The organism is Alcanivorax hongdengensis A-11-3, assembly GCF_000300995.1.
GTDB lineage: Bacteria > Pseudomonadota > Gammaproteobacteria > Pseudomonadales > Alcanivoracaceae > Alcanivorax > Alcanivorax hongdengensis.
The window spans coordinates 26,950-50,982 of the sequence record NZ_AMRJ01000014.1 but is presented as its reverse complement, the minus strand read 5'-3'; the positions used below and the strand labels follow the sequence as shown (position 1 = coordinate 50,982).

Here is a 24,033-nt window from a genome sequence, read left to right as displayed (position 1 = left end):
ATCAGAGTCGTTGCCAGTACGGGATACCGGCCCAGTCCAGCAGGGTTACTGTTTGCTCCAGCGGGAGCCCCACCACACCACTGTAGCTGCCGTTGAGGGTCGCCACCAGCGCACCGCCGAGGCCCTGAATGCCATAGGCCCCGGCCTTGTCGCGGCCTTCGCCGGTGGCCACGTAGGCCTGCAAAGTGGCCTTGTCCAGTGCCCGGAAATGAACCCGGGTAAGGCTCTGCTGTACGTTCTCGCCGGCCGCGCAGTGAATACAGACAGCGGAAATCACCTGGTGCTCCCTGCCAGACAGGGCCGTGAGCATGGCAAGGGCATGGGCGTCATCACGGGGCTTGCCAAGAATCTGCTCACCCAGAACCACCGCGGTATCGGCGCCCATCACCGCCTGGTCGCTCTGGCCGGTAGCGCCGGCAGCGGCCTTTTCACGGGCCATGCGGCGTACGTAGGCCAGTGGCGCTTCTCCCGGCTGCGGGGTTTCATCGATATCCGGGGCCTTCAACACCCGGAAAGGGACACCAATCTGGCGCAAAAGCTCCGCACGCCGGGGCGAGCCGGATGCCAGCAGCAACTCCATGGACAAGCCTCCAGAAGGCTGAAAGACAAAAAAAACGGTGTCAGCGCACCAGAAAACGCAGCTGTACCCAGTGCAGGACAGCCACCACCAAGCGCCAGAACAGGGCGCTGGTCGCTGAAGCATATAGGATGGTATAGGGGGGATACAGGGTGTGCCCCACAGATTCCTGCACCAGGAAGGCCAGCAGGCTGGCCGTGCCCACCAGCAGGAACACCACCGCACTCTGCTGCAGGCCGTTGAACACCCGCATGCGCTTGTAGGCCGCCAGCATCACGAAGGCGCCCAGGGCGTAGGCCAGCCCCCATTGACCCAGCGTGGTGCCCACCAGCACATCGTGGTAAAGGCCGACGAAGAAGCCCCACAGCACGCCGATACGTTGTGGCAGTACCAGTACCCAGTAGATCAGCACCAGCAACAGCCACTCCGGGCGCACCCAGTCCAGCTGGCCGGGCATGGGAATCACTTCCAGCAACGCAGCCACAAAAAAGGTCACCAGGATTACGCCGGTGCCGGCGGGGCGATCATTCATGGCTGCTCCTCCCCGGTGGCGGGTTTGAGTACCGCATTGTCGTCATCCACCGGCTGCACCAGCAGGACATGGCTGGCCCGGTCGATATGGGCGGTGGGCAGCGCGGTAATCTGCGCAAAGGGGGTACCGGCCCGGTGGCTGATGTCGGTCACTCTGGCCACCGGGTAGCCGCGCGGATAACGCTGCCCCAGACCGGTGCTCACCAGCAGGTCGCCGACCTTGATATCGGTGGTATCCGGTACGTAAAGCAGCCGCAGCAGACCAGACTGGCCGGTGCCCGCCAGCACCGCTCGCACGCCGTTACGATTGACCTGCACACTCATGGCGTGGCTGGCATCGGTGATCAGCAGCACCCGCGCACTGAGCGGCCCGGCACTGATCACCTGGCCGATCAGGCCCTGGGCATCCAGTACCGCCTGGCCCTCGGCCACCGCATCGCCGGCGCCCTTGTTGATGATCATTTCCTGACGGTTGGGATCCGGGTCCACCCCGATGATTTCCGCCACCAGCACATTGGCACCCAGGTCCGCGGAGGAATTGAGCAGCTCGCGCAGGCGCACGTTCTCCGCCTCCAGCACTGCCAGGCGCTGAACCTTCTGCTCGAGAATCAGTACCTGACGCTTGAGGTGGTTATTGTCGCTGATCAGATCGGAGCGGCTCTGGGTCTGCTCTGACAGCCATTCCCCGGTATCCACCGGCAAATGGGCCAGGTAGTGCACCGGCGCAGTCAGGTAGCCCAGCCAGTAACGAACCGGCTTGGCCCAGGGGGTGCGCTGATCCAGCACCATCAGAACGACGGCGAGGATCAGGGCTATCAGCAGACGATAGGACGGGTTGGCCGGCGCCACCATGGGAATTAACCCATGGCCAGCATGTCGAAGCCTTGGCTATCCATCAGTTCCAGCGCCTTGCCGCCACCACGGGCCACGCAGGTCAGCGGGTCATCGGCAACGATCACCGGCAGGCCGGTTTCCTCGGACAGCAGACGGTCGATATCACGCAGCAGCGCACCGCCACCGGTGATCACCAGACCGCGCTCGGCGATATCGGAGGCCAGCTCCGGCGGAGAAGCTTCCAGGGCATTCTTGACCGCATTGACGATGGCCGCCAGCGGCTCCTTGAGTGCCTCCAGAATTTCCTCGGAGTTGAGCGTAAAGCTGCGCGGCACCCCTTCAGCCAGGTTACGGCCACGCACATCGATCTCGCGGATTTCCGCGCCCGGGTAGGCCGTGCCGATTTCGTGCTTGATGCGCTCGGCGGTGGACTCACCGATCAGCGAGCCGTATTCCTTGCGCACAAAGGCCACGATGGCCTCGTCGAAACGGTCACCCCCGATGCGCACGGACTCGGAGTAAACCACCCCGTTCAGGGAAATCAGGGCGATTTCGGTGGTACCCCCACCGATATCCACCACCATGGAACCGCGGGCTTCTTCCACTGGCAGGCCGGCACCGATGGCCGCCGCCATGGGCTCTTCGATCAGGTAGACATCCCGGGCACCGGCGCCATAGGCGGAATCCTGGATGGCCCGGCGCTCCACCTGGGTGGATTTGCAGGGCACACAGACCAGTACACGGGGCGCCGGCGGGAAAAAGCCGGTGTCGTGCACTTTCTTGATGAAGTACTGCAACATTTTCTCGGTAACATCGAAATCGGCGATCACGCCGTCTTTCATGGGCCGGATGGCAGTGATGTTACCCGGGGTACGGCCCAGCATGCGCTTGGCATCCACCCCGACTGCGGCGACGCTTTTCTGGGCGCCATGGTGACGGATAGCCACAACGGAAGGCTCATCCAGCACGATGCCGCGGCCACGTACATAAATAAGGGTGTTAGCGGTCCCCAAATCAATGGACAGATCGGTGGAGAACATCCCCCGAATACGCTTAATCATGGACATCCTGGCCAGTTTCCTGAATTTTTCGCGAAAAGGTATCCCCGGCGGCAACAAGCCGGGCGAAGACAAGATGGCGCAACTCTAGCAACGGCGGGGGCATTGGGCAAGCGAACCGGTCACTCCGGGCCCCGCCCCCTCCCCGGCGGACAGTGGCCCCGGACAGGCGGTCTATGGTACTTTTTGCGCCTTTCAAGCCCCTTACCTACCCTTTGCCTGCCTGCGGCAAAGGGCGCCTACGGAGAGAACCATGGCCATTGATTCCAAGGTGGTTGCCCAGGTGGCCCATCTGGCGCGCCTGAAAGTGGACGAGGGCGACAGCGCCGCCCTGTCCGACCGACTCAATGACATTCTTGCCATGGTGGACCAGCTGCAACAGGCCGACGTGGCCGATGTGGCGCCCATGGCCCACCCGCTGGACGTGACCCAGCCCCTGCGAGACGACGAAGTCAGCGAGCCGAACGTGCGTGACAAGGCGATGGATATCGCCCCCGCCGCCGAAGACGGCTGCTTCCTGGTTCCCCGGGTGATCGAATGAATGCCCTGCCTTACTTGAATCTTGGCGCCCTGATTACAGCGTCTGACGTCAGACGTCTGACGTCGGACGCCACCCGACTGGCAGAGCCTTTCCGCTTGCAGCGAGTGATCCAATACCATGCACACTAAAACCCTCACCGAACTCAAGGCTGGCCTGGCCAACCGCGACTTCTCCTCCCGGGAGCTCACCGAGCACTTCCTGGCCCGCATCCAGCAGTATGACGGCGAGCTCAACAGCTTTATCACCGTCACCGCCGACACGGCGCTGGCCCAGGCTGACGCCGCCGATGCGGCACTGGCCGCCGGCAACGCCGGCCTGCTCACCGGCCTGCCCATTGCCCACAAGGACATCTTCTGCACCGAGGGCGTGCGCACCAGCTGCGGCTCGAAGATGCTGGATACCTTCATTGCCCCCTACACCGCTACCGTGGTGGAAAAGATGGCCGCCGAAGGCGCGGTGATGCTGGGCAAGACCAACATGGACGAGTTCGCCATGGGCTCCTCCAACGAAACCAGCTATTACGGCCCGGTGAAGAACCCCTGGGACCTTGAGCGGGTACCCGGCGGCTCCTCCGGCGGCGCGGCCGCCTGCCTGGGCGCGCGCCTGGCCCCCGGCGCCACCGGCACCGACACTGGCGGCTCCATCCGCCAGCCTGCCGCCCTGAACAATATCACCGGCCTCAAGCCCACCTACGGCCGGGTGTCGCGCTGGGGCATGATTGCCTTTGCCTCCAGCCTGGATCAGGCCGGCCCCATGGGCCAGAGCGCCGAAGACTGCGCGCTGATGCTGCAGGCCATGGCCGGCCATGATCACCGTGACTCCACCAGCCTCAACGAAAAGGTGGACGATTATCTGGGCGCCCTGAGCGGCGACATCAGCGGCCTGACCATCGGTATTCCGGAAGAGTTCTTCCCCGATACCCTGGACGGCGCCATTGCCGACAACAGCCGCGAAGCCATTCGCGAGCTGGAAAAGCTCGGCGCGAAAGTCGTGTCCGTGTCGCTGCCCAGCATCAAGCTGTCGGTACCGGCCTACTACGTGATTGCCCCGGCCGAAGCCAGCTCCAACCTGAGCCGCTTCGACGGCGTACGTTTTGGTCATCGCTGCGAGGACCCGCAGGATCTGGAAGACCTTTACAAGCGCTCCCGCTCGGAAGGCTTTGGCGACGAAGTAAAGCGCCGCATCCTGGTGGGCACCTATGCCCTGTCTGCCGGCTACTACGACGCCTACTACCGCCGCGCCCAGCAGGTGCGCCGCCTGATCCGTGACGATTTCGCCCGCGCCTTTGAAAAAGTGGATGTGCTGATGGGCCCCACCGCACCGGAAACCGCCTTCAAACTGGGCGACAAGAAAGATGATCCGGTCAGCATGTACATGGCCGACGTATTCACCATCGGTGTCAACCTGGCCGGCCTGCCGGCCCTGTCCATGCCCACCGGCTTTATCAACGGCCTGCCCACCGGCACCCAGATCATCGGCAACTACTTCCGTGAAGGCCAGATCCTCAACGTGGCACACAAATATCAACAAGCCACCGACTGGCACAAACAGGCTCCGGCATTTGGAGGTGAACAATGAGTTGGGAAGTCGTGATCGGTCTGGAAATTCACGTCCAGCTCAATACCAACAGCAAACTGTTCTCCGGCAGTAAACTGTCCACCGGTGCCGAGCCCAATACCCAGGCGTCACTGGTGGATCTGGGCATGCCCGGCACTCTGCCGGTGGTCAACAGGGAAGCCGTGCGCAAAGCCGCGCTTTTTGGTCTGGCCATCAACGCCGATATCTGTCGCCACAGCGTGTTCGAGCGAAAAAATTATTTTTATCCGGACCTGCCCAAGGGCTATCAGACTACCCAGCTGGCCGAGCCGATTGTCGGCGCCGGCGAGGTGGAAATTCAGCTCGAAAGTGGCGAGAAAAAAATCGTTCGCATTCATCATGCGCATCTGGAAGAAGATGCCGGCAAATCCCTGCATGAAGACTTTCATGGCATGACCGGCATCGACCTGAACCGGGCCGGCACGCCGCTGATCGAAGTGGTTACCGAACCGGACATGCGCAACGCCGAAGAGGCCGTCGCCTTTGCCAGAAAACTGCACGCCATTGTCACCTCCATCGGCATCTGCGATGGCGACATGTCGCAAGGCAACATGCGCTTCGACGTGAACGTCTCCATCCGCAAACCCGGCGAGCCGCTGGGCACCCGCACCGAAACCAAAAACCTGAACTCCTTCCGCTTCATGGAAAAGGCCATCAAGCTGGAAGTGGAGCGCCAGATCGACGTTCTCGAAGATGGCGGCGAGATCGTGCAGGAAACCCGTTTGTATAACGGCGACACCCATACCGCCCGCTCCATGCGCAGCAAGGAAGACGCCAACGATTACCGTTACTTCCCCTGCCCGGACCTGCTGCCGGTGGCCATCACCGACAAGGACATCGAGACGCTGAAAGCGGCCATGCCGGAACTGCCCGGCGCCCGCAAGGAGCGCTTCATGGCCGACTACCAGCTGTCCGATTACGATGCGGACCTGCTGTCCGGCTCCATCGCCACAGCGGCCTTCTTCGAAGGCGCAGCCAAAGCCGGCGGCGATGCCAAGCTGGCCGCCAACTGGGTGATGGGCGAACTGGCCGCCAAACTGAACGCCGACGAAAAGGATATTACCGACAGCCCGGTCAGCGCCGAGCAACTGGGTCAGCTGATCGCGCGCCTGAAAGACGGCACCATCAGCTCCAAGATTGCCAAGCAGGTATTCGAAGCGTGCTGGGCCGGTGAAGGCGACCCGGACGCCATCATTGAAGCCAAGGGCCTCAAGCAGATGAGCGACAGCGGTGAACTGGAAAAAATCGTTGACGACATCATCGCCAACAATACGCCCCAGGTTGAGGATTACCGCAACTCCGACGACGCCAAGAAAAAGAAGAAAATCGGTTTCTTTGTGGGCCAGGCCATGAAGGCCACCCAGGGCAAGGCAAATCCGCAGCAGTTGAATCAGTTGCTGAAGGATAAGCTGGAAAAGTGATGGAGGGTCGGACGTCTGAAGTCGGACGTCTGACGCCTGAAAAACAATCCGTACGGCAGCAATGCGTTCACTGCAAACCCTGCCGCGCCGGGTTTTGACTTTGCGTCCGACGTCAGACTTCCGACGTGCGACCTCTAACAGGATCCAACCATGACCACGCAAACCTTCCAGAACCGCGTCACGCTGGAAAAGAAAAATGCCATCGCCTACGTCACCCTGAACCGGGCCGACAAGTACAACGGCCTGGACTTCGCCATGATGGAAGGCCTGGTTGAGGCCGCCAAGGCGGTGCGCAAGGATCGCGAATTGCGCGCGGTCATTCTGCAAGGTGAGGGCAAGGCATTCTGCGCCGGTCTGGATTTCGGCACGGTCATGAAGCAACCGATGAAGCTGCTGAAAGGCTTCACCAAATACGGCGTCAAGAAAACCAACCTGTTCCAGCAGGTTTGCTGGTGCTGGCGTGAACTGCCAATTCCGGTGATCGCGGTGCTGCACGGCTACTGCTATGGCGGTGGCATGCAGATTGCCCTGGCGGCGGATTTCCGTATCAGCACACCGGATTGCGAAATGTCGATCATGGAAATCAAGTGGGGCCTGATCCCGGACATGACCGGCACCGTGACCCTGCGTGAACTGGTGCCCATGGATGTGGCCAAGGAACTGACCATGACCGGACGCCTGTTCAAGGGCGACGAGGCGAAAACCCTGAACCTGGTGACCCGGGTGGCAGAGGACCCACTGGCCGAAGCGGAAAAGCTGGCCGAAGCCATCAAGACCCGCTCACCGGATGGTATCAGTGCCGCCAAGAGCCTCTTCCACCAGACCTGGAATGCGCCGCAAGCCCAGGCCTTTGATGTGGAGAGCAAGCTGCAATTCAAACTGCTGCGCGGCAAGAATTACCGCCGCGCCCTGCAGGCCGGGCAGAAGAAACAGGCACCGCAATTCAGCCCCCGCGAGCGCGATTACTGATCAGCCCCCCGGGTGGCGCAACGCCACCCGCTAGCGGCCGACATGCTCACTGGCCTGCCTCTCTGTATCGAGTCGACACAAGACACACGGGAAAACACGACTCCATGACAAAAATGAACACCGCCCCGGCCGCGTGTGGATCATAAACCGCTTCTTGTTGCATACTCCCTGAAGATCGCCCAACCGGCACCCAAGAGGCAACACGAATGATATCTCTGGCCGAAGCCAGCGGTGGCTTTCCCGCACTGATTCGCATGTACAAACGGCTGGTCAATGAACTGATCAGTCAGCTGCCCCTGCACCCGGATATTCTCTCCCTGCCGCCCACCGAGGACGCCGAACGCCACGGCATGGACAGTGACACCACCTACCTGGTGAAGGGCGGCATGCTGGGCATGCGCTGCCATGAGCGGCGCCTGTTCACCTGGGACGAGGGCGACCTGATTCTGCCCGACGCCTGCGCAGATGACATCGGCTACTATGCCGAGGGCGCGGTGCTACTGGCCGGCTACCCGACGGTGGAGCTGGTCAAGGCGGTACTGTCACGTCCGGAACTGGCGCGCCTGTGGACGCGGATTCTCACCACCCACCAGGCTCTGCTGATTCGCCTGTTGGCCAGCCAGATGCCGGAGGACAATCACGCCACCCCCGGTTTCGACTATTTCGAGGCCGGCGCCACCATCATTCGCCAGGGGGAAACCGCCGACTATGTCTTCAGCCTGTTCGAGGGTGAAGCGGATGTGCTGGTGGATGATGTGGTGGTAGGTCATGTGGGCGAAGGGGAAGTGCTGGGCGCCATCGCCGTGCTTACCCAGTCACCGCGCAACGCCACCGTGCGGGCCCGCAGCCGCTGTTCGGTGGTCAAGGTCCCCAAGCACCAGTTCAAGAATCTGATCCGTTCCAACCCGGGCATGATCCACGGCCTGCTCACGGACATGGCCCGCCAGATCACCCAGCTCAACAGTCAGGTAGTGCAACTGTCCGCCTGAACGCGGTGCCGTTGTGCGGCCCGCGTCAGGGGCCTATATTGGTACCAGGCAGGACGTTTTTCGGCGTCGGCCACCCGGTCGGCGCCCGAATCAGGGAGGGCCGTACCATGCGACACATTCTCAGTGTGGCGATCATTCTCAGCCTGATCATTATCTGTGCGCTCTATTTCTTCTCGGCGCCCAGCCCCACCATTAACGACAACACGCTGTCCGAGCCGGCGCCCACCATGATGGAAAAACAGAGTGATGACGCCCCGGTTTCCCCGGAGGCCGTGCTGGAGCAGGAAAAAGCCGAGCAGGCGGAGCGCCCGTCAACCGCTCAGTGAGCGGCGCACACCGGGCAGGCCGGATCGCGCCGGAAGGTGACCTGACGCCAGTCCAGCCGGCGCCCGTCAAACAGTTGTAACCGCTGGGGCAGGGACTGGCCGATCAGCAGTTGCAGGGCCGCCTGGGCCTGCAGGGTACCGATCACGCCCACCACCGGGCCGACGATGCCAGCCTGATTGCAGGCCAGGTCACCGTCCACGCCATCACCATAAACACAGGCATAGCAGGCCGCCCCTGGCTGACGCAGGTCGAACACCGCCAGCTGGCCATCCAGCCGCACGGCGGCGCCACTCACCAGCGGGCGACGATGGCGCACGCAGGCCCGGTTGATCGCCTGACGGGTGGCGAAGTTGTCGGTGCAGTCCAGCACCAGGGTGGCCGCGCCCACCTCCTCATCCAGCCAGGCGTCATCCACGCGTACCACACAGGCACGCACATCCACCTCCGGATTGAGGGTCTGCAGCTGATCGCGCAGGGCCTCGGCCTTGGGCTGATCGATCTGCCCACCGCGGAACGCCACCTGGCGGTGCAGATTACTCAGTTCGACCCGATCGTCATCGGCCAGCACCAGCTGACCGACGCCGGCCCCGGCCAGATAGAGCGCCGCCGGGTTGGCCAGCCCGCCACAACCAATCAGCAGCACCCGCGCAGCGGCCAGGGCCTCCTGGCCGGCCAGGTCCATCTCATCCACCATCAACTGGCGACTGTAGCGTTCAAGCTGTTCGTCGTTAAACATGGTTCTCTCGCTGGCACGCAACACGCTTGTCGCGGCACGCGCACAAAGCCGGTCTACGAAAGTCACTGCAGGCGACGGATCGCGAGCAGGCTCGCTCCTACATCGTAATGCTGTTCATTTAGGTCGTGATTTTGGTTTTTTTGTGGGAGCGTGCTTGCACGCGAAGCCTTTATTTCAGCGTGCTCCATTCGCGTGCAAGCACGCTCCCACAGAGCTCCTGAACTTAAGTGAACGTTATTACGCTCCTACATCGGGTTTTGCCCCAGGGTCACGCGATCATTGCCGCCCAGATCCGTCTCGGTGCGCACCTGGCCAAAACCCGCATCGGCCAGCAAGGCACGCACGGCCTCGCCCTGCTCGAACCCATGCTCAAGCAACAGCCAGCCGCCATCAACCAGCTTGTCAGACGCCTGCTGGATAATGGTGGCCAGATCCGCCAGCCCCTGTTGCCCGGCCACCAGGGCGGAGCGGGGCTCGAAACGCACATCGCCCTCTTGCAGATGGCGGTCGTTGTCTTCGATATAGGGCGGATTGCTGACGATCAGATCGAACCGGCCCTCACAGGGTGCCAGCCAGCTGCCGGGCTGGCAGATCACGGTGGCACCCAGTTCGTGAGCGTTCGTCTGTGCCACTTGCAGGGCCGCCTCGCTGAGGTCCACCAGCGTCACCTGCCAGCCGGGTTGCTCCAGGGCCAGGGTAATGCCGATGGCACCGCTGCCGGTGCCCAGATCCACCACCCGGGCATCCTCCGCCAGGGGCAGGCCCAGGGCCAGGTCGATCAGGGTTTCGGTGTCCGGGCGCGGAATCAGGGTATCGGCGGTGACGCGAAAGGGGCGGCCAAAGAATTCCCGCTCCCCGGTCAGGTGCGCCACCGGCTCACCGTTTTCACGGCGGGCCAGCAGCGACTGGAAACGGGCCAGCTGGTCGGCATTCAACTCCCGCTCCGGCCAGGTAAACAGCCAGGTGCGGGTCTGGCCCAGCACATGGCAAAGCAGCAACTGGGCATCCAGGGCGGCGGACGGCGACCCCTCCAGCCGACTACGCGCCTGGCGCAGGGCGGCATCGATGCGCATGTTACTGCTCGCCCAGGGCCGCCAGCTGGTCGGCCTGATACTCGGCCAGTAGCGCGCCCAGCACCTCGTCCAGGTCCCCTTCCATGACTTCGCCCAGGCGGTAAAGCGTCAGATTGATGCGATGATCGGTAACCCGCCCCTGGGGGAAATTATAGGTGCGGATACGCTCGGAGCGATCACCGGAGCCAACCAGGGATTTGCGCTCGGCGGCCTGCTCGGCATGGGCGGCATTTTGCTGGGCATCGTAGAGTCTGGCACTGAGCAGGCTCATGGCCTTGGCCTTGTTCTTGTGCTGGCTGCGCTCGTCCTGGCATTCCACCACCACCCCGGTGGGCAGGTGGGTAATGCGCACGGCGGAGTCTGTGGTGTTGACGTGCTGGCCACCGGCACCGGAAGAACGGTAGGTATCGATGCGCAGGTCCTCGTTGCGGATCTGGATATCGCCCAGATCCTCGGCTTCCGCCATGATCGCCACGGTACAGGCGGAAGTATGGATGCGCCCCTGGGATTCCGTGGCCGGCACCCGCTGCACACGATGGGCACCGGATTCGAACTTCAGTCGCGAGTAGACGCCGTCACCGATCACCCGGGCAATCACCTCCTTGTAACCGCCGTGCTCGCCTTCGCTGGCGCTGACCAGTTCCACCTTCCAGCCCATGCGGTCGGCGTAACGCGAATACATGCGAAACAGATCACCGGCAAACAGGGCGGCTTCGTCACCACCGGTGCCGGCACGCACCTCCAGAAACACGTTGGCACCGTCACGGGGGTCGCGGGGCAGCATCAGCTTTTGCAACTCATCGCCCAGCTCCGCCATGCGAGCCTCGGCCTCGCGGGCCTCCTCATGGCCCATTTCGCGCATGTCCGGGTCGCTGTCTTCCTGCATGGCGCGTGCAGCCTGCAGGTTTTCCGCGGCTTGCTGGTAGATCCGGTAGCACTTCACCACCGGGTCGATTTCCGCATATTCACGGGACAGATCCCGAAACCGGTTCTGGCTGCTGATCACATCCGGGTCGGACAACAGGCCGGCCAGTTCCTCGAAACGATCGGCCAGCTTGTCAAGCTTGCCTTGAAGGGAGGCTTTCATAGGAAATTCTATTCCGGGTCAGAAGGGGTTTCGTCGTCACCGAGCAACAGCTCACGGGCCACCAGCAGGGCCTCGGCACGGCCTTCCGCGGCCATGCGCCGCAGGGTCACACTGGGCTCATGCAGCCACTTGTTGACCAGCGAATGCTGGAAACGGCGTAGCACCTGCTCCGGATCGCCGCCATTGTTGAGCTGTTGCAGCGCCTTGCCCAGTTCTTCATCGGCCAGGGTGGTGCGCTGCAGACGGTATTCACGCAGCACGTCCACGGCATCCTGCTCACGGCGGCTGCGCCGATGGCGGACGATGGCATCGCGAATCAGGTCACTGGCATCCCGGGCAGCCTGCTGGCGGGCCCGCACGTTTTCCTGGATGGCCTCCTGCAGATGATCCACCGTGTACAGGTAGACGTCATCCAGCTCGCCCACGTCCGGATCGATGTCGCGTGGCACCGCTATGTCGACCATGAACATGGGCCGGTGACGGCGCTTTTTCAGAGCCCGCTCCACCATCGCCCGACTCAGTATCGGCTGTGGGGCGGCGGTACAGGAAATCAGGATATCTGCATGTTCCAGTGCATCGGGCAATGCCTCCAGCCCGATGCCATGGCCGCCGACGGTGCCGGCCAGCTCCACCGCCCGTTCGCGGGTGCGGTTGGCCACGGTAATGTCCGCCACCTGCTGTTCGCTGAGGTGGCGGGCCACCAACTCGATCATCTCGCCGGCGCCAATCAGCAGGGCGCGGCTTTTCTTCAGGTCGGCAAAAATATGGCGGGCAAATGACACGGCGGCGTAGGCCACCGACACCGGGTTGGCACCGATGCCGGTTTCCGTGCGGATTCGCTTGGCCACTGAAAACACTTCCTGAAACAGGCGCGACAACTCGCCATTGAGCAGGCCGGCCTCGGTGGCACGGGCATAGGCCTCGCGCATCTGGCCAAGAATCTGGGGCTCGCCCAACACCAGCGAGTCCAGCCCGCCGGCCACTCGCATCATGTGCTCCAGGGCATGCTCGCCCTGGTACTGATACAAGGCATCACTGAGTTGTTCGCAAGGCAGCTGGCGTCGTTCGGCCAACCAGTGGACAAAATCCGGAGCAATGTCGCCGCCCTCCACCAGACAGTAGAGTTCGGTGCGATTGCAGGTGGACAGCAATGCCGCTTCGCGCACACCGGGCACCTGGCGCAGCGACGACAACGCCACGTCCGCCTGCTCGGCGGAGAATGCCAGCCGCTCACGGAGTTCCACGTCTGCGGTGGTGTGATTCACGCCAACTGCGATCAAGTTCATAGGTAATCATGCCCGCCGCCGTCAGCCGCCAGGCCATCGCACCCCGTCTGTCTGTTTCTGCCCTGCGCTCGAGCCGTCCCCGCAGCGTTCAACACTGCCTACATCGGCGAAAACTCGGCCCTGCAAGGGGCTGGCATTTTGCGGCAAAGCGCCAGGCAACACAATGATAGCGCCGCACGCCGGTGCCACAAACCCGGTCACCCTCCGGGCTCGGGCTTGGGCAAGCCCGAAAAGCTGTGCCATGATAGTGGACCAGCGCCGGCAGACAGCCATGGCCGTCCCTTTTCCGGCTCAATAACAATCAGGCATGCCTTAATTCTGATGATACGACTTCCTGTTTTGCCACTGTGCGCCCTGCTGCTGGCCGGTTGCGCCAGCCACCCTGCGGCCACTGACTCGACGGCCAGCGCCGCTGCCGCCCCCACCGCGCCGGCCATCGACTATGACGGTGCCACCCTCTCCAACCTGTTGGTGGCAGAGGTTGCCGCACAACGCCAGGCACTGGATGTCACCCTCGGCTATTACAGCCAGGCCGCCAGCAGCACCCATGATCCCAAGGTGGTCAGCCAGGCCGCCCAGCTGGCTTATTATCTGGAGGACTATCCGCAGGCCCTGGCCCTCAGCCAGCAATGGCTGACACTGCAGCCGGACAATGAAGAAGCGCTGGATGTGGCCATCCTCTCCCAGATCAGCCTAAAGAATCCGGATGCGGCCGCCAGTTACCTGGACCGGCTAATGAGCACCCAGGGCCAGGATGGTCTGATTCGTCTGGTCAGCCAGGCCCAGGGCCTGGGCACCGACGGCAACCTGCAGCTGGTCAAGGCCCTGGCTCAACTCACCGATCGTTATCCGGATCAGGCACCGCTCTGGTATGCCCGGGCGCTTTATGAACAGCAGCAGGAAAACTATCAGGCCGCACTGGAAGCGGACGAGAAAGCCCTGGACAAGATGCCCGACCATGAGGATGCCCTGCTGCTCAAGGCGCAGCTGCTCTACAGCCTGGGCGAGTCGAAAAAGGCGCTGCGACATCTCAAAAAACTGGTGCGCAAATACCCGGATGCCCGCCGGCCCCGCATCAGCTATATCCGCATGCTGCTGGCCAGTGGCGGCACCGGCGAAGCCGAAAAGCAGCTCAACGCCATGGCCAGTCGCTTCCCGGACGATCTGGACCTGCAATTTTCCCTGGCGCTGCTGGCCCTTGAGGCCGGCGCCGATGCCAATGCCGAGGCCCAGCTGAAGACCCTGCTGGCCAAGGATTACCGCCCGGACGATGTGCGCCTGTACCTGGCCCAGGCCGCCGAACAGCGCGGCGACCTGGCCGCCGCCACCGACTATTACCTGCAGGTTCAGGGCCCCCATCAGCTGCGTGCCCAGGTCCAGGCCGCCCGCCTGCTCTACCAGCAAGGCCAGACCGCCAAGGCCCATGCCCAACTGGCGGCGCTGCGCGCGCGCCACCCGGAGCTGGCCCCCGGCCTGCTGGTCAGCGAAGCGGAAATGCGCAACAGCCATGACGATCCACAGGGCGCCATGGCCCTGCTCAACGAGGGCCTCAGCCAGTACCCGGACAATACCGACCTGCGCTACAGCCGCGCCATGGTGGCCGAAAAGCTCGACAACCTGCCCCTGCTGGAAGCCGACCTCAAGCACATTCTCAAGGCCAACCCGGACGACGCCAGCGCCCTTAACGCCCTGGGCTATACCCTGGCCGACCGCAACCTGCGCCTGCCGGAAGCGGAGGACTACCTGCGCCAGGCCCTGGCCCTGCGCCCGCGGGACCCGGCCATTCTTGATTCCATGGGCTGGCTACTCTATCGCCAGGGCAAGCTGGACGAGGCCCGCGATTACCTGCGCCGGGCCTATGAGAAGTTCCCGGACCCGGAAGTGGCGGCCCACTACAGCGAGGTACTGTGGAAGGTCGGAGCCCAGAACCAGGCCCGTCAGGTCTGGCGCGACACCCTGCAGACCAACCCGGACTCCCCCTACATTACTGACCTGATGCAACGCCTGGGAGCCCAGCTTTGAAACGAGCCCTGCTGCTGGCCGTCACCCTGGTGATGGCCGCCTGCCAGACGCCGCCAACCCAGCCGGCCCACTACCAGCATGCCAGCCAGATTACCCAGTGGCAGATGAGTGGCCGGCTTGGTTATCGCACCGCCAGTGACGGCGGCAGCGCCAATTTCGACTGGCGCCAGCGCCCCCGGGAAGGCCGCATCCATTTTTCCGGGCCATTGGGCATGGGCAGCGCGGAACTGAGCTGGCAAAGTCGGCAGGCCACCCTGAAAACCGCCAAGGGTGACTACCAGGCCGCCAGCCCCGGCGAACTGGCCTGGCACCTGACCGGCTTCTGGTTACCGGTGTCGGCGCTGGAATACTGGGCCCGCGGCCTGCCCTGGCCCGGGGCCCCGGCCACCACCGCCTACGACGACGGCCACCGGCTCAGCCATCTGGACCAACTGGGCTGGTCGCTGGATTTCGACCGCTATGACACCGTCGCCGGGGTCGCCCTGCCACACCGCATCAAGGCCAGCCAGCAGGGCAACCGCTTTACCCTGCTGATCAAGGACTGGCAGCCGGGACAATGATGCTGACGCTGCCGGCACCGGCCAAAATCAACCTGTTCCTGCACATTACCGGCCAGCGTGACAACGGCTACCACGAGTTGCAGACCGTTTTTGCCCTGCTGGATTACGGTGATCGTCTGCACTTCAAGCCGGCCGGAACGCTCACCCTGAGCTGTGACCAGGCCGATGTGCCCCGGGATGACAGCAACCTGGTGCTGCGGGCCGCGGCACTGCTGCAACAACACACAGGCTGCCGCCGGGGGGCCGCCATTCGGCTGGAAAAGCGCCTGCCCATGGGCGGCGGCGTGGGTGGCGGCTCCTCGGATGCGGCCACCGCCCTGCTGGGCCTGGATGCGCTCTGGGACCTGAATCTGCCGATCCCGACCCTGGCCCAACTGGGGCTGGAGCTGGGCGCGGACGTGCCGGTCTTCGTGCACGGCCACAGCGCCTGGGCAGAGGGCGTTGGTGAGCATCTGACGCCGGTTTCGCTGCCCGATGCCCACTTTTTGGTCATTCACCCCGGAATTCATGTATCAACTGCTCGAATTTTCGGCGACCGGCAATTGACAAGGGATACCCCCATCAGTAAATTACCGGCCTCGCTTGAGGCGGTGCTCACCGACAGCTTCCATAACGACTGTGAAGCGGTGGCAACCCGGCACTTCCCGGTCATCGGTGAACTGCTGGACTGGCTCAGGCAATATGCGGGGAACGCCCGCATGACCGGCACAGGCGCCTGCTGCTTTGCACGCCTGACCGGAGCGCAACAGGGGCAGCAATTGCTGCAACAGTTGCCACAACACTGGACAGGTTTCGTTGCTCGAAGCAGAAATACTTCCCCTCTCCATGAGGCACTGGCGAAGTTTCGGGCGACAAAGAATTCGGGCTAAACGCTCCAGCAAAGAAGCGGGCCTGAAAAAGAGTGTTGGGGTATAGCCAAGTTGGTAAGGCAGCGGGTTTTGATCCCGTTATTCCCAGGTTCGAGTCCTGGTACCCCAGCCATTTTCTTCCAGGAACCTCTAACCCATCCCTTTTAGTGGTTCCAAAATTCACGACACAAGAGGGACGCCAGTGTCCAAGCTCGTCGTATTCACCGGTAACGCCAATCCCGAACTGGCCCAGGCCATGGTCAACTACCTGAACCTGCCCCTTGGTACCGCCGATGTGGGCACCTTCAGCGATGGCGAAGTGGCCGTGGAAGTCCAGGAAAACGTACGCGGCAAGGACGTCTTTATCGTCCAGTCCACCTGCAATCCCACCAATAACAACCTGATGGAATTGCTGGTCATGGCCGACGCCCTGCGTCGCTCCTCCGCCGGCCGCATCACCGCTGTCATGCCCTACTTCGGCTATGCCCGCCAGGACCGCCGGGTGCGTTCGGCCCGGGTGCCGATCACCGCCAAGGTGGTGGCCGACATGATCACCACCGTGGGCATCGACCGGGTGGTGACCGTGGATCTGCACGCCGACCAGATCCAGGGCTTCTTCGACATCCCGGTGGACAACGTTTACGCCACCCCGCTGATCGTGGCCGATATCGAGCGTCAAAAGCATGACGACCTGATGGTGGTCTCACCGGATGTGGGCGGTGTGGTCCGTGCCCGCGCCCTGGCCAAACAGCTCAACGATGCCGACCTGGCCATCATCGACAAGCGTCGCCCCAAGGCCAACGTGTCCCAGGTGATGCACATCATCGGTGAAGTGGAAGGCCGCACCTGCGTACTGGTGGACGACATGGTCGACACCGCCGGTACCCTTTGCAAGGCCGCCCAGGCCCTCAAGGATCACGGTGCCGCCAAGGTCTACGCCTACTGTACCCACCCGATTCTTTCCGGCCCGGCCATCGACAACATTGCCAACAGCGCCCTGGATCAGCTGGTGGTCACGGACACCATTCCGCTGTCCGACGCCGGTCGCAACTGCGAGAAGATCCGTGTGCTGAGCCTGGCTCCGATGCTGGCCGAGACCATCCGCCGGGTGAACAACGAGGAATCCCTGAGCGCCATGTTCGACCGGCTGGAGCTGGTCTGACAGCGCACTCCGGTTTCTCCGGCTGCCGTTGCGAAGCCCGCTCCCAGAGCGGGTTTCGTGTTTTTGGCCATGCCCCCACCCCCTGTTCTGGCGTCTTGCGCGCTTTTCGTTCATAATCGCGCCCCCGCGGAATCCTCCGTGGGCTTTATCAACCTCTCTGGCCGACCTGGTCGCGGGAAGCCCGAGAGCATACTGGAGACAATCATGTCCAATGAATTCCTGCTGAATGCAGAAAGCCGCAGCGACGCGGGGAAAGGTGCGAGCCGCCGCCTGCGTCGTCTGCAAGAGCGTGTTCCCGGCATCCTCTACGGTGGCGAAGCCGAGCCGCAGATGATCAGCGTTGAGCTGCGCGAACTGAAGAAAGCCCTGGAAACCGAGGCCTTCTACAGCCACGTGCTGACCCTGAAGCTGGACGGTGCCGATGTTCAGGCGGTACTGCGTGACATGCAGCGCCACCCGGCCAAAGGCCATCCCACTCACGTGGATTTCCTGCGTGTGGACAAGACCCACAAGATCACCATGCAGGTACCGCTGCACTTCATCAACGAAGCCGGTTCCGTAGGTGTGAAGAAGCAGGGTGGCGAGATCCAGCACAACATTTCCGAAGTGGAAGTGAGCTGTCTGCCCCAGAATCTGCCCGAGTACATCGAAGTGGATATGGCGGCCGTGGAGCTGAACCAGGTTGTTCACCTGTCCGACCTGAAACTGCCCAAGGGCGTGGAACTGCCGCAGCTGGCGCTGGGCGAAGACCACGACCAGCCGGTAGTTGCCATCCATGCGCCGAAAGTCCGTGCTTCTGCTGATGACGAAGCCGGCGAAGGCGAAGAAGCTGCCAGCGAAGAATAAGTCGCGCTGTGGCGGATCCTGTTCGACTGATCGTGGGCCTGGGCAATCCGGGCCGCGAGTATGAAGACACCCGCCACAATGCCGGCGTCTGGTATGTGGACGCCCTGGCCCGCCGCCAGGGCGTTTTCCTTTCCGAAGACAAGAAATATTTCGGCCTGACCGGCACCTTCACCTTCGAGGGTGAAACCATCCGCCTGCTGGTCCCCACCACCTTCATGAATCGCAGTGGCCAGGCCACGGCCGCATTGGCCAATTTCTTCAAGATTCCGGTCACGCAGATGCTGGTCGCCCATGACGAGCTGGACCTGCCCCCGGGCTGTGCGCGTTTCAAGCAGGGCGGCGGCCATGGCGGTCACAACGGCCTTCGCGACATCATCAGCCGCCACGGCAACAGCCGGGATTTCTATCGCCTGCGTCTGGGCATCGGCCACCCGGGCTCCGCCGCCCAGGTCACGCCCCATGTGCTCAACAAGCCGTCAAAGGCTGACCGGGATTTGATTGACCGGGCCATCGACGAAGCGGTGCATTACACCCCGGACATGCTGCGTGGCGACCTGAACGGCGCCATGAATCATTTGAACGGCTTCCGGGCCTGACAAGCCCCTTTCCCTGTCAGCGATCTTCGCGGTAACGATCCAGCACCCATTGCCCCGCCGGGCGCTCGCGCAACGACTGCAACTGCCTGCGCAGGGCCGGACTGAGGGTATTCTCATCGAAGATATCCCAGGGAGTCCCCGCCGGCGTCAGTAGCGGCGCCAGCAGACTGGCGGCGGTAATGTCCGCCAGCGACAGCCGCTCCCCCACCAGATAACGGCCATTGCCCTTGGCCAGGGTGTTCTCCAGCAACGTCAGCGCCTCTTCCACCCGCTGTTCAGAACGCATGACGGGCCTGGGCTGGATACGATAAAGACGCCGCACCCCCTCCCGGGTTACCGGGGTCAGTACCTTCTGCACCGGGGCCGGCAGACCGTAAGGGTCGAGCATGGCCTGCATCACTTCCGGGCGATCAATCACCTGGCCATAAAGCCAGCGGCGCACATGCACCCCGTAACGGTCGAACTGCTGCTCCAGTTCGATCACCTTGCCCCGGGCCTCGGCCTCGGTGGGCAACAACGGCAATGACGGGTAATACTTTTCCAGGTAGTAGGCAATTTTGGTGGAGTCACCCACCACCCGCTCCCCATCACGCAGGATCGGCAGGGTATTGATGCGAGCCATCCACTGGCTGCGCAGACGGTGGGGGCCAGGCAGCAGATTGCTGGCGGTAAAGGCCAGCCCCTTGCAGGTCAGCTGCCAGCGGGTCTTTTCACAATAATGGGAAATGGGAAATTGATAGAGGACGCGTTCATCCATGCCTGGTGCCTCAGCAATATCGACTGAAGGCAGTCTACCTTGCCGTCACAGAACCGCAACGCCGTCAATCAACCGACCCGCGGCGCCCCGGCAAACACCGGGCCAGTCGCTTTTTGCCGCCACCTTCAGTAGCATTGCGCCCTCGAAGAACGGAGGTCAATCATGGGTTTCAAATGCGGTATCGTCGGGCTGCCCAATGTGGGCAAATCCACCCTCTTCAATGCGCTGACCAAGGCCGGCATTGATGCCGAGAACTTCCCGTTCTGTACCATTGAGCCCAACACTGGCGTGGTACCGGTGCCAGACCCGCGGCTGGACAAACTGGCCGCCATCGTCAGCCCGGAACGGGTGATGCCGGCAACCATGGAATTTGTCGACATTGCCGGCCTGGTGGCCGGGGCCTCCAAGGGGGAAGGGCTGGGCAACAAGTTCCTTGCCAACATCCGCGAGACCGACGCCATTGCCCACGTGGTGCGCTGCTTCGATGACGAGAACGTAGTGCACGTGGCCGGCAAGGTATCGCCACTGGACGACATCGCGGTGATCAACACCGAGCTGGCACTGGCCGACCTGGATACCGTGGAGAAGGCCCACCTGCGCGCCACCAAGGCCGCCAAGGGGCAGGACAAGGATGCCAAGGGGCTGCTGCCGGTACTCGACAAGCTGCTGCCGGCCCTGAACGAAGGCGAGCCGGCCCGCTCCGTGGAGCTGGACAGCGACGAGCGCAAGACCCTCAAGAGCCTCAATCTTCTGACCCTCAAGCCGACCATGTACATCGCCAATGTGGACGAGGATGGCTTCGAGAATAACGCCCTGCTGGACGCCGTCCGCGCCCTAGCCGAGAAGGAAAACGCCTCGGTGGTGCCGATCTGCGCCAAGATCGAATCGGAAATCGCCGAGCTGGATGATGAAGAGAAAGCCGACTTCCTGGCCGACCTGGGTATGGAGGAGCCGGGCCTGAACCGGGTGATCCGCGCCGGTTTTGATCTACTGGGCCTGCAGACCTACTTCACCGCCGGCAAGAAGGAAGTGCGCGCCTGGACCGTGCGCGTGGGCGCCACCGCCCCCCAGGCGGCCGGTGTCATCCACACCGACTTCGAGAAGGGGTTCATCCGCGCCGAAGTCACCGCCTACGACGACTACATCGAGCACAACGGCGAGTCCGGTGCCAAGGATGCCGGCAAGTGGCGCCTGGAAGGCAAGGATTACATTGTCGCCGATGGCGATGTGGTGCACTTCCGCTTCAATGTATAAAGCCCGCCGCTGAAACCCAAAAAAGGCCGCATCACACGGCCTTTTTTATTGGCTGGGCAAGCCCCTAAAGAGCGATGAAGTACGGCAACGCCGTCAGCACCACACCCACCACCACGATCCACAGCGCCTTGGTAACAAACCAGGGATAGATCATCAGCGACACGCCACAGATCAACGGCATCAGCGATGCCTGTTTCTTGCCGTAGAGAAACATGCCGGCGCCAATGGACCCGAACACCACGCTCCACATGATCGACGCCACATCCAGTTCCATCGTTTCTCCCGGTGCCGGTGACCGGCCACCTTGTTTCGCTACAGGTTTCAGTCCGTGCCGCCGGCATTGACCGGCTTGAAGTCCTCGTCCTTGAGCTCAGGCAGTTTCTCGTCGCACCCCTGGATGCCCTGCTTTTTCAGATTGGTGCAGACACGATCCAGTTTACCGTCCACCGCGTGCATGTGATCCAGCAGCAGATGAATGGCCTCGGCCACCGGATCCGGCATGTCATTGCTGACCCCGTAGGCCTGGAAGCCAATTTTCTCGGCCATTTCCTGGCGGTTCTTTTCCTTCTCGGTAAGCGGCTGGCTGATCACCCGGCCGGGAATGCCCACCACGGTGGCACCTTCCGGCACTTCCTTGGTGACCACGGAATTGGAACCGATCTTGGCGTTTCTGTGGACCACGAAGGGCCCCAGCACCTTGGCACCGGCACCGACCACCACACCGTCTTCCAGGGTCGGATGGCGTTTGCCCTTGTTCCAGCTGGTGCCACCCAGGGTCACGCCGTGGTAAAGCGTGACATCGTCACCGATTTCCGCGGTTTCGCCGATCACCACCCCCATGCCATGGTCAATAAAGAAACGGCGGCCGATGGTGGCACCGGGGTGAATTTCGATGCCGGTGAGCCAGCGGGAAAACGTGGAGATCAGCCGCGCCAGCTGTTTGAAGTTGCGCCCCCATAGCCAGTGCGCCAGGCGATGGAACAGCACCGCATGCAGCCCCGGATAATTGAGCAGCACCTCCAGGGTGTTGCGGGCCGCCGGGTCCCGGTGGAATACCGACGCTATGTCCTCGCGTACTTGATCAAACATACCTACCTCGTCTCGGAGATCAGGCCGGGCAGCCTGTCACCCCTGCATTTTCTTTTCCAGTGCGACCAGCACGCCACGCAGAATACTCATTTCCATTTTGTCCGGTCGGGCACGCATAAACAAACGTCGCATGCGGGTCATCACCTGGCCGGGCTGCTCCGGATTGAGAAAGCCGCTTTGCGCCATGACCTGTTCCAGGTGATCGAGAAACCCGGCCACCGCCTCATTGGTCGCCAGTGGCTCGTCCCAGAACATCTCCGGCAACGGCATGGCCTCCCGGCGCGAGCGGGCCTCCTTGAGATCGAAGTCCTCACCGAGCAGGGCCAGCCGCAGTTCATAGCAGATCAGCTGCACCGCCGAGGCCACGTTCAACACCCCGTACTCCGGGTTGGTGGGCACGCTCACATGCAGGTTGCAACGGCGCAGCTCGTCATTGGTCAGGCCCCGGTCCTCGCGGCCGAACAGTACCGCAATACGGGTGTCATCTGGCTCGTGGGACAATTGCGCCGCCAGCTGGCGGGGCGTCAGGCAGGGCCAGGGAATGCGCCGTTGCCGGGCACTGGTGCCAATCACCAGAGTGGCGCCTTCCAGGGCCTCATCCAGGCTCGCGCAGACACGGGCCGCTTCCAGCACATCACCGGCCCCGGACGCCCGCGCCGTGGCCTCCACGCTGGGATAGGACTGCGGCTCAACCAGGCGCAGATCCGACAGCCCCATGGTTTTCATGGCGCGGGCGGCGGCACCGATATTGCCCGGATGGGTGGTTTCCACCATTACGATACGAACGTTGTCTAGCATGGTACTACCTGAACTGGTCGGAAAAGGTGGCAATGTTATCATGGGCGCTGCCCTGATCGCGCGCGCTCTGCTACAATCCGCGCCCCAGCCAGTACCGGGCTGACGTTCTTTAACAGCCGTTTTGTGCCCCGCGCCCACCGGGGCCAGACCACCGAGGATAGATGCATGCATGCGCCGCAAGTGAACATTGCCCTGCGAGCCGCCCGCCAGGCGGGTAATCTGATTCGCCGTGCCGCCGAAAGCAATGACCCGCTTTCCGTGACCAAGAAAGGCATGAACGACTTCGTCACCGAAGTAGACCGTGCCGCCGAGGCGCGCATCATCGACGTGATCCGCAAGGCCTATCCGGATCACGGCATCCTGGCCGAGGAGTCCGGCATCATCGAGGGCAAGGGTGATGGCGCCGATTACCAGTGGGTCATCGACCCGCTGGACGGCACCACCAACTTCATCCACGGCTTCCCCCAGTACTGCGTTTCCATTGCCCTGAAAGTAAAAGGCAAGGTCGAGCATGCGGTCATCTACGACCCCAACCGGGACGAGGAATTCACCGCCAGCCGTGGTCGCGGGGCCGCCGTTAACGGGCGCCGCATTCGCTGCACCAACCGCGCCGGGCTGGACGGCTGCCTGATCGGTACGGGCTTTCCGTTCCGCAAGGACCAGGCGCCCTTCATGGATGCCTACCTGGGCATGTTCGCCGCCATCGCCGAATCCACCGCCGGCCTGCGCCGCCCCGGCTCCGCCGCGCTGGACCTGGCCTGGCTGGCCGCCGGTCGCACCGACGGCTTCTTTGAATTCGGCCTGGCCGAGTGGGACATGGCCGCCGGCGCCCTGCTGATCACTGAAGCCGGCGGGCTGGTGGGCGATCTCAGTGGTGGTCACAAATATCTGGAAAGCGGCGGCATCGTTGCCGGCAGCCCCAAGGTCTTCAAGGGCCTGCTGCAGAAAATCAAACCGCACCTCACCGACGGTCTGCGCCGTTAATAACCGTGCTTGCCGGTGCCTGCCCGGGCACCGGCAACCGCACGTTTACTTTGAACCCAATACGAAACTCTCCCCCCGGCATAGACATCTGA

26 protein-coding genes and 1 tRNA gene are annotated in these 24,033 nt (G+C 62.8%); 15 read left to right on the top strand and 12 right to left on the bottom strand.

What is annotated here, in order from left to right:
• Position 1: 1 nt before the first annotated feature.
• Genes A11A3_RS10115 through A11A3_RS10100 form a run of 4 tightly spaced genes read right to left on the bottom strand, consistent with a single transcriptional unit; the run spans position 2 to position 3,003 of the window.
• Positions 2–580, bottom strand: a complete 579-nt coding sequence (locus tag A11A3_RS10115; protein ID WP_008929198.1) for a Maf family protein — start codon at positions 578–580, stop codon at positions 2–4.
• A 40-nt stretch (positions 581–620) separates the two neighbouring features.
• Complete coding sequence (gene mreD / locus A11A3_RS10110) at positions 621–1,109, bottom strand: rod shape-determining protein MreD (protein ID WP_008929197.1); 489 nt, start codon at positions 1,107–1,109, stop codon at positions 621–623.
• The gene (gene mreC / locus A11A3_RS10105) at positions 1,106–1,960 is read right to left on the bottom strand and encodes a rod shape-determining protein MreC (protein WP_008929196.1); all 855 of its coding nucleotides are present in this window, start codon (positions 1,958–1,960) and stop codon (positions 1,106–1,108) included. Before mreC ends, mreD begins: the two co-directional genes overlap by 4 nt.
• Positions 1,961–1,965: 5 nt before the next feature.
• Positions 1,966–3,003: a rod shape-determining protein gene (locus A11A3_RS10100; RefSeq protein ID WP_008929195.1), complete on the bottom strand. Its 1,038-nt coding sequence runs from the start codon at positions 3,001–3,003 to the stop codon at positions 1,966–1,968.
• A 250-nt stretch (positions 3,004–3,253) separates the two neighbouring features.
• Here A11A3_RS10100 and gatC point away from each other — a divergent pair, with 250 nt between their 5' ends.
• From gatC to A11A3_RS10070, 6 genes are all read left to right on the top strand, one after another.
• Positions 3,254–3,541 (top strand): Asp-tRNA(Asn)/Glu-tRNA(Gln) amidotransferase subunit GatC, encoded by a 288-nt coding sequence (gene gatC, locus A11A3_RS10095; RefSeq protein ID WP_008929194.1) that lies wholly within the window; start codon positions 3,254–3,256, stop codon positions 3,539–3,541.
• Between the two features lie 117 nt (positions 3,542–3,658).
• Positions 3,659–5,119, top strand: coding sequence for an Asp-tRNA(Asn)/Glu-tRNA(Gln) amidotransferase subunit GatA (gatA, locus tag A11A3_RS10090; protein ID WP_008929193.1), 1,461 nt, complete (start codon positions 3,659–3,661; stop codon positions 5,117–5,119).
• Positions 5,116–6,558: an Asp-tRNA(Asn)/Glu-tRNA(Gln) amidotransferase subunit GatB gene (gatB, locus tag A11A3_RS10085; RefSeq protein WP_008929192.1), complete on the top strand. Its 1,443-nt coding sequence runs from the start codon at positions 5,116–5,118 to the stop codon at positions 6,556–6,558. The genes gatA and gatB overlap by 4 nt, the downstream gene beginning before the upstream one ends.
• A 150-nt stretch (positions 6,559–6,708) precedes the next feature.
• A complete protein-coding gene (locus A11A3_RS10080) occupies positions 6,709–7,527 on the top strand; it encodes a crotonase/enoyl-CoA hydratase family protein (protein WP_008929191.1) in 819 nt (272 codons plus the stop codon).
• Positions 7,528–7,733: 206 nt separating this feature from the next.
• The gene (locus A11A3_RS10075; RefSeq protein ID WP_008929190.1) at positions 7,734–8,516 is read left to right on the top strand and encodes a Crp/Fnr family transcriptional regulator; all 783 of its coding nucleotides are present in this window, start codon (positions 7,734–7,736) and stop codon (positions 8,514–8,516) included.
• 107 nt (positions 8,517–8,623) lie between these two features.
• Positions 8,624–8,842 (top strand): hypothetical protein, encoded by a 219-nt coding sequence (locus tag A11A3_RS10070; RefSeq protein ID WP_008929189.1) that lies wholly within the window; start codon positions 8,624–8,626, stop codon positions 8,840–8,842.
• On the opposite strand, the gene A11A3_RS10065 is transcribed toward A11A3_RS10070, so the two are convergent.
• The 4 genes from A11A3_RS10065 to hemA form a co-directional block, all read right to left on the bottom strand.
• Positions 8,836–9,579 carry a HesA/MoeB/ThiF family protein gene (locus A11A3_RS10065; protein ID WP_008929188.1) on the bottom strand — a complete coding sequence of 248 codons (744 nt, stop codon included), beginning with the start codon at positions 9,577–9,579 and terminating at the stop codon, positions 8,836–8,838. The two genes, A11A3_RS10070 and A11A3_RS10065, sit on opposite strands and share 7 nt — an antisense overlap.
• Positions 9,580–9,824: 245 nt before the next feature.
• Positions 9,825–10,652 carry a peptide chain release factor N(5)-glutamine methyltransferase gene (gene prmC / locus A11A3_RS10060; protein WP_008929187.1) on the bottom strand — a complete coding sequence of 276 codons (828 nt, stop codon included), beginning with the start codon at positions 10,650–10,652 and terminating at the stop codon, positions 9,825–9,827.
• A gap of 1 nt (position 10,653) precedes the next feature.
• Entirely contained in the window at positions 10,654–11,739 is a 1,086-nt protein-coding gene (prfA, locus tag A11A3_RS10055) for a peptide chain release factor 1 (RefSeq protein WP_008929186.1), read from the bottom strand.
• Between the two features lie 8 nt (positions 11,740–11,747).
• On the bottom strand, positions 11,748–13,025 hold the full coding sequence (gene hemA, locus A11A3_RS10050) for a glutamyl-tRNA reductase (RefSeq protein WP_008929185.1): 1,278 nt from the start codon (positions 13,023–13,025) through the stop codon (positions 11,748–11,750).
• A 321-nt stretch (positions 13,026–13,346) separates the two neighbouring features.
• Between hemA and A11A3_RS10045 the strand changes: the two genes are divergently transcribed.
• From A11A3_RS10045 to pth, 7 genes are all read left to right on the top strand, one after another.
• Complete coding sequence (locus tag A11A3_RS10045; RefSeq protein WP_040297017.1) at positions 13,347–15,047, top strand: tetratricopeptide repeat protein; 1,701 nt, start codon at positions 13,347–13,349, stop codon at positions 15,045–15,047.
• Positions 15,044–15,607, top strand: coding sequence for a lipoprotein insertase outer membrane protein LolB (gene lolB, locus A11A3_RS10040; protein ID WP_008929183.1), 564 nt, complete (start codon positions 15,044–15,046; stop codon positions 15,605–15,607). Before A11A3_RS10045 ends, lolB begins: the two co-directional genes overlap by 4 nt.
• A complete protein-coding gene (gene ispE, locus A11A3_RS10035; RefSeq protein ID WP_040297016.1) occupies positions 15,604–16,476 on the top strand; it encodes a 4-(cytidine 5'-diphospho)-2-C-methyl-D-erythritol kinase in 873 nt (290 codons plus the stop codon). The genes lolB and ispE overlap by 4 nt, the downstream gene beginning before the upstream one ends.
• A 36-nt stretch (positions 16,477–16,512) precedes the next feature.
• A tRNA-Gln gene (locus A11A3_RS10030) sits at positions 16,513–16,588 on the top strand.
• A gap of 69 nt (positions 16,589–16,657) precedes the next feature.
• Positions 16,658–17,617, top strand: a complete 960-nt coding sequence (locus tag A11A3_RS10025) for a ribose-phosphate diphosphokinase (protein ID WP_008929181.1) — start codon at positions 16,658–16,660, stop codon at positions 17,615–17,617.
• Positions 17,618–17,821: 204 nt separating this feature from the next.
• Positions 17,822–18,463, top strand: a complete 642-nt coding sequence (locus A11A3_RS10020; protein WP_008929180.1) for a 50S ribosomal protein L25/general stress protein Ctc — start codon at positions 17,822–17,824, stop codon at positions 18,461–18,463.
• Positions 18,464–18,471: 8 nt separating this feature from the next.
• Positions 18,472–19,059, top strand: coding sequence for an aminoacyl-tRNA hydrolase (gene pth / locus A11A3_RS10015; RefSeq protein WP_008929179.1), 588 nt, complete (start codon positions 18,472–18,474; stop codon positions 19,057–19,059).
• A gap of 16 nt (positions 19,060–19,075) precedes the next feature.
• On the opposite strand, the gene A11A3_RS10010 is transcribed toward pth, so the two are convergent.
• Positions 19,076–19,816 carry a glutathione S-transferase family protein gene (locus A11A3_RS10010; RefSeq protein WP_008929178.1) on the bottom strand — a complete coding sequence of 247 codons (741 nt, stop codon included), beginning with the start codon at positions 19,814–19,816 and terminating at the stop codon, positions 19,076–19,078.
• A gap of 162 nt (positions 19,817–19,978) precedes the next feature.
• Here A11A3_RS10010 and ychF point away from each other — a divergent pair, with 162 nt between their 5' ends.
• Positions 19,979–21,070: a redox-regulated ATPase YchF gene (ychF, locus tag A11A3_RS10005; RefSeq protein ID WP_008929177.1), complete on the top strand. Its 1,092-nt coding sequence runs from the start codon at positions 19,979–19,981 to the stop codon at positions 21,068–21,070.
• 64 nt (positions 21,071–21,134) lie between these two features.
• Here ychF and A11A3_RS10000 read toward each other — a convergent pair whose 3' ends face one another.
• Genes A11A3_RS10000 through A11A3_RS09990 form a run of 3 tightly spaced genes read right to left on the bottom strand, consistent with a single transcriptional unit; the run spans position 21,135 to position 22,957 of the window.
• The gene (locus A11A3_RS10000) at positions 21,135–21,344 is read right to left on the bottom strand and encodes a hypothetical protein (RefSeq protein WP_008929176.1); all 210 of its coding nucleotides are present in this window, start codon (positions 21,342–21,344) and stop codon (positions 21,135–21,137) included.
• A gap of 47 nt (positions 21,345–21,391) precedes the next feature.
• Positions 21,392–22,159 carry a serine O-acetyltransferase gene (gene cysE, locus A11A3_RS09995; protein ID WP_008929175.1) on the bottom strand — a complete coding sequence of 256 codons (768 nt, stop codon included), beginning with the start codon at positions 22,157–22,159 and terminating at the stop codon, positions 21,392–21,394.
• A gap of 36 nt (positions 22,160–22,195) precedes the next feature.
• Positions 22,196–22,957, bottom strand: a complete 762-nt coding sequence (locus A11A3_RS09990; protein WP_040297015.1) for an RNA methyltransferase — start codon at positions 22,955–22,957, stop codon at positions 22,196–22,198.
• A gap of 165 nt (positions 22,958–23,122) precedes the next feature.
• On the opposite strand from A11A3_RS09990, the gene suhB reads away from it, so the two are divergent.
• Positions 23,123–23,941, top strand: coding sequence for an inositol-1-monophosphatase (gene suhB / locus A11A3_RS09985; RefSeq protein WP_008929173.1), 819 nt, complete (start codon positions 23,123–23,125; stop codon positions 23,939–23,941).
• Positions 23,942–24,033 lie beyond the last annotated feature (92 nt).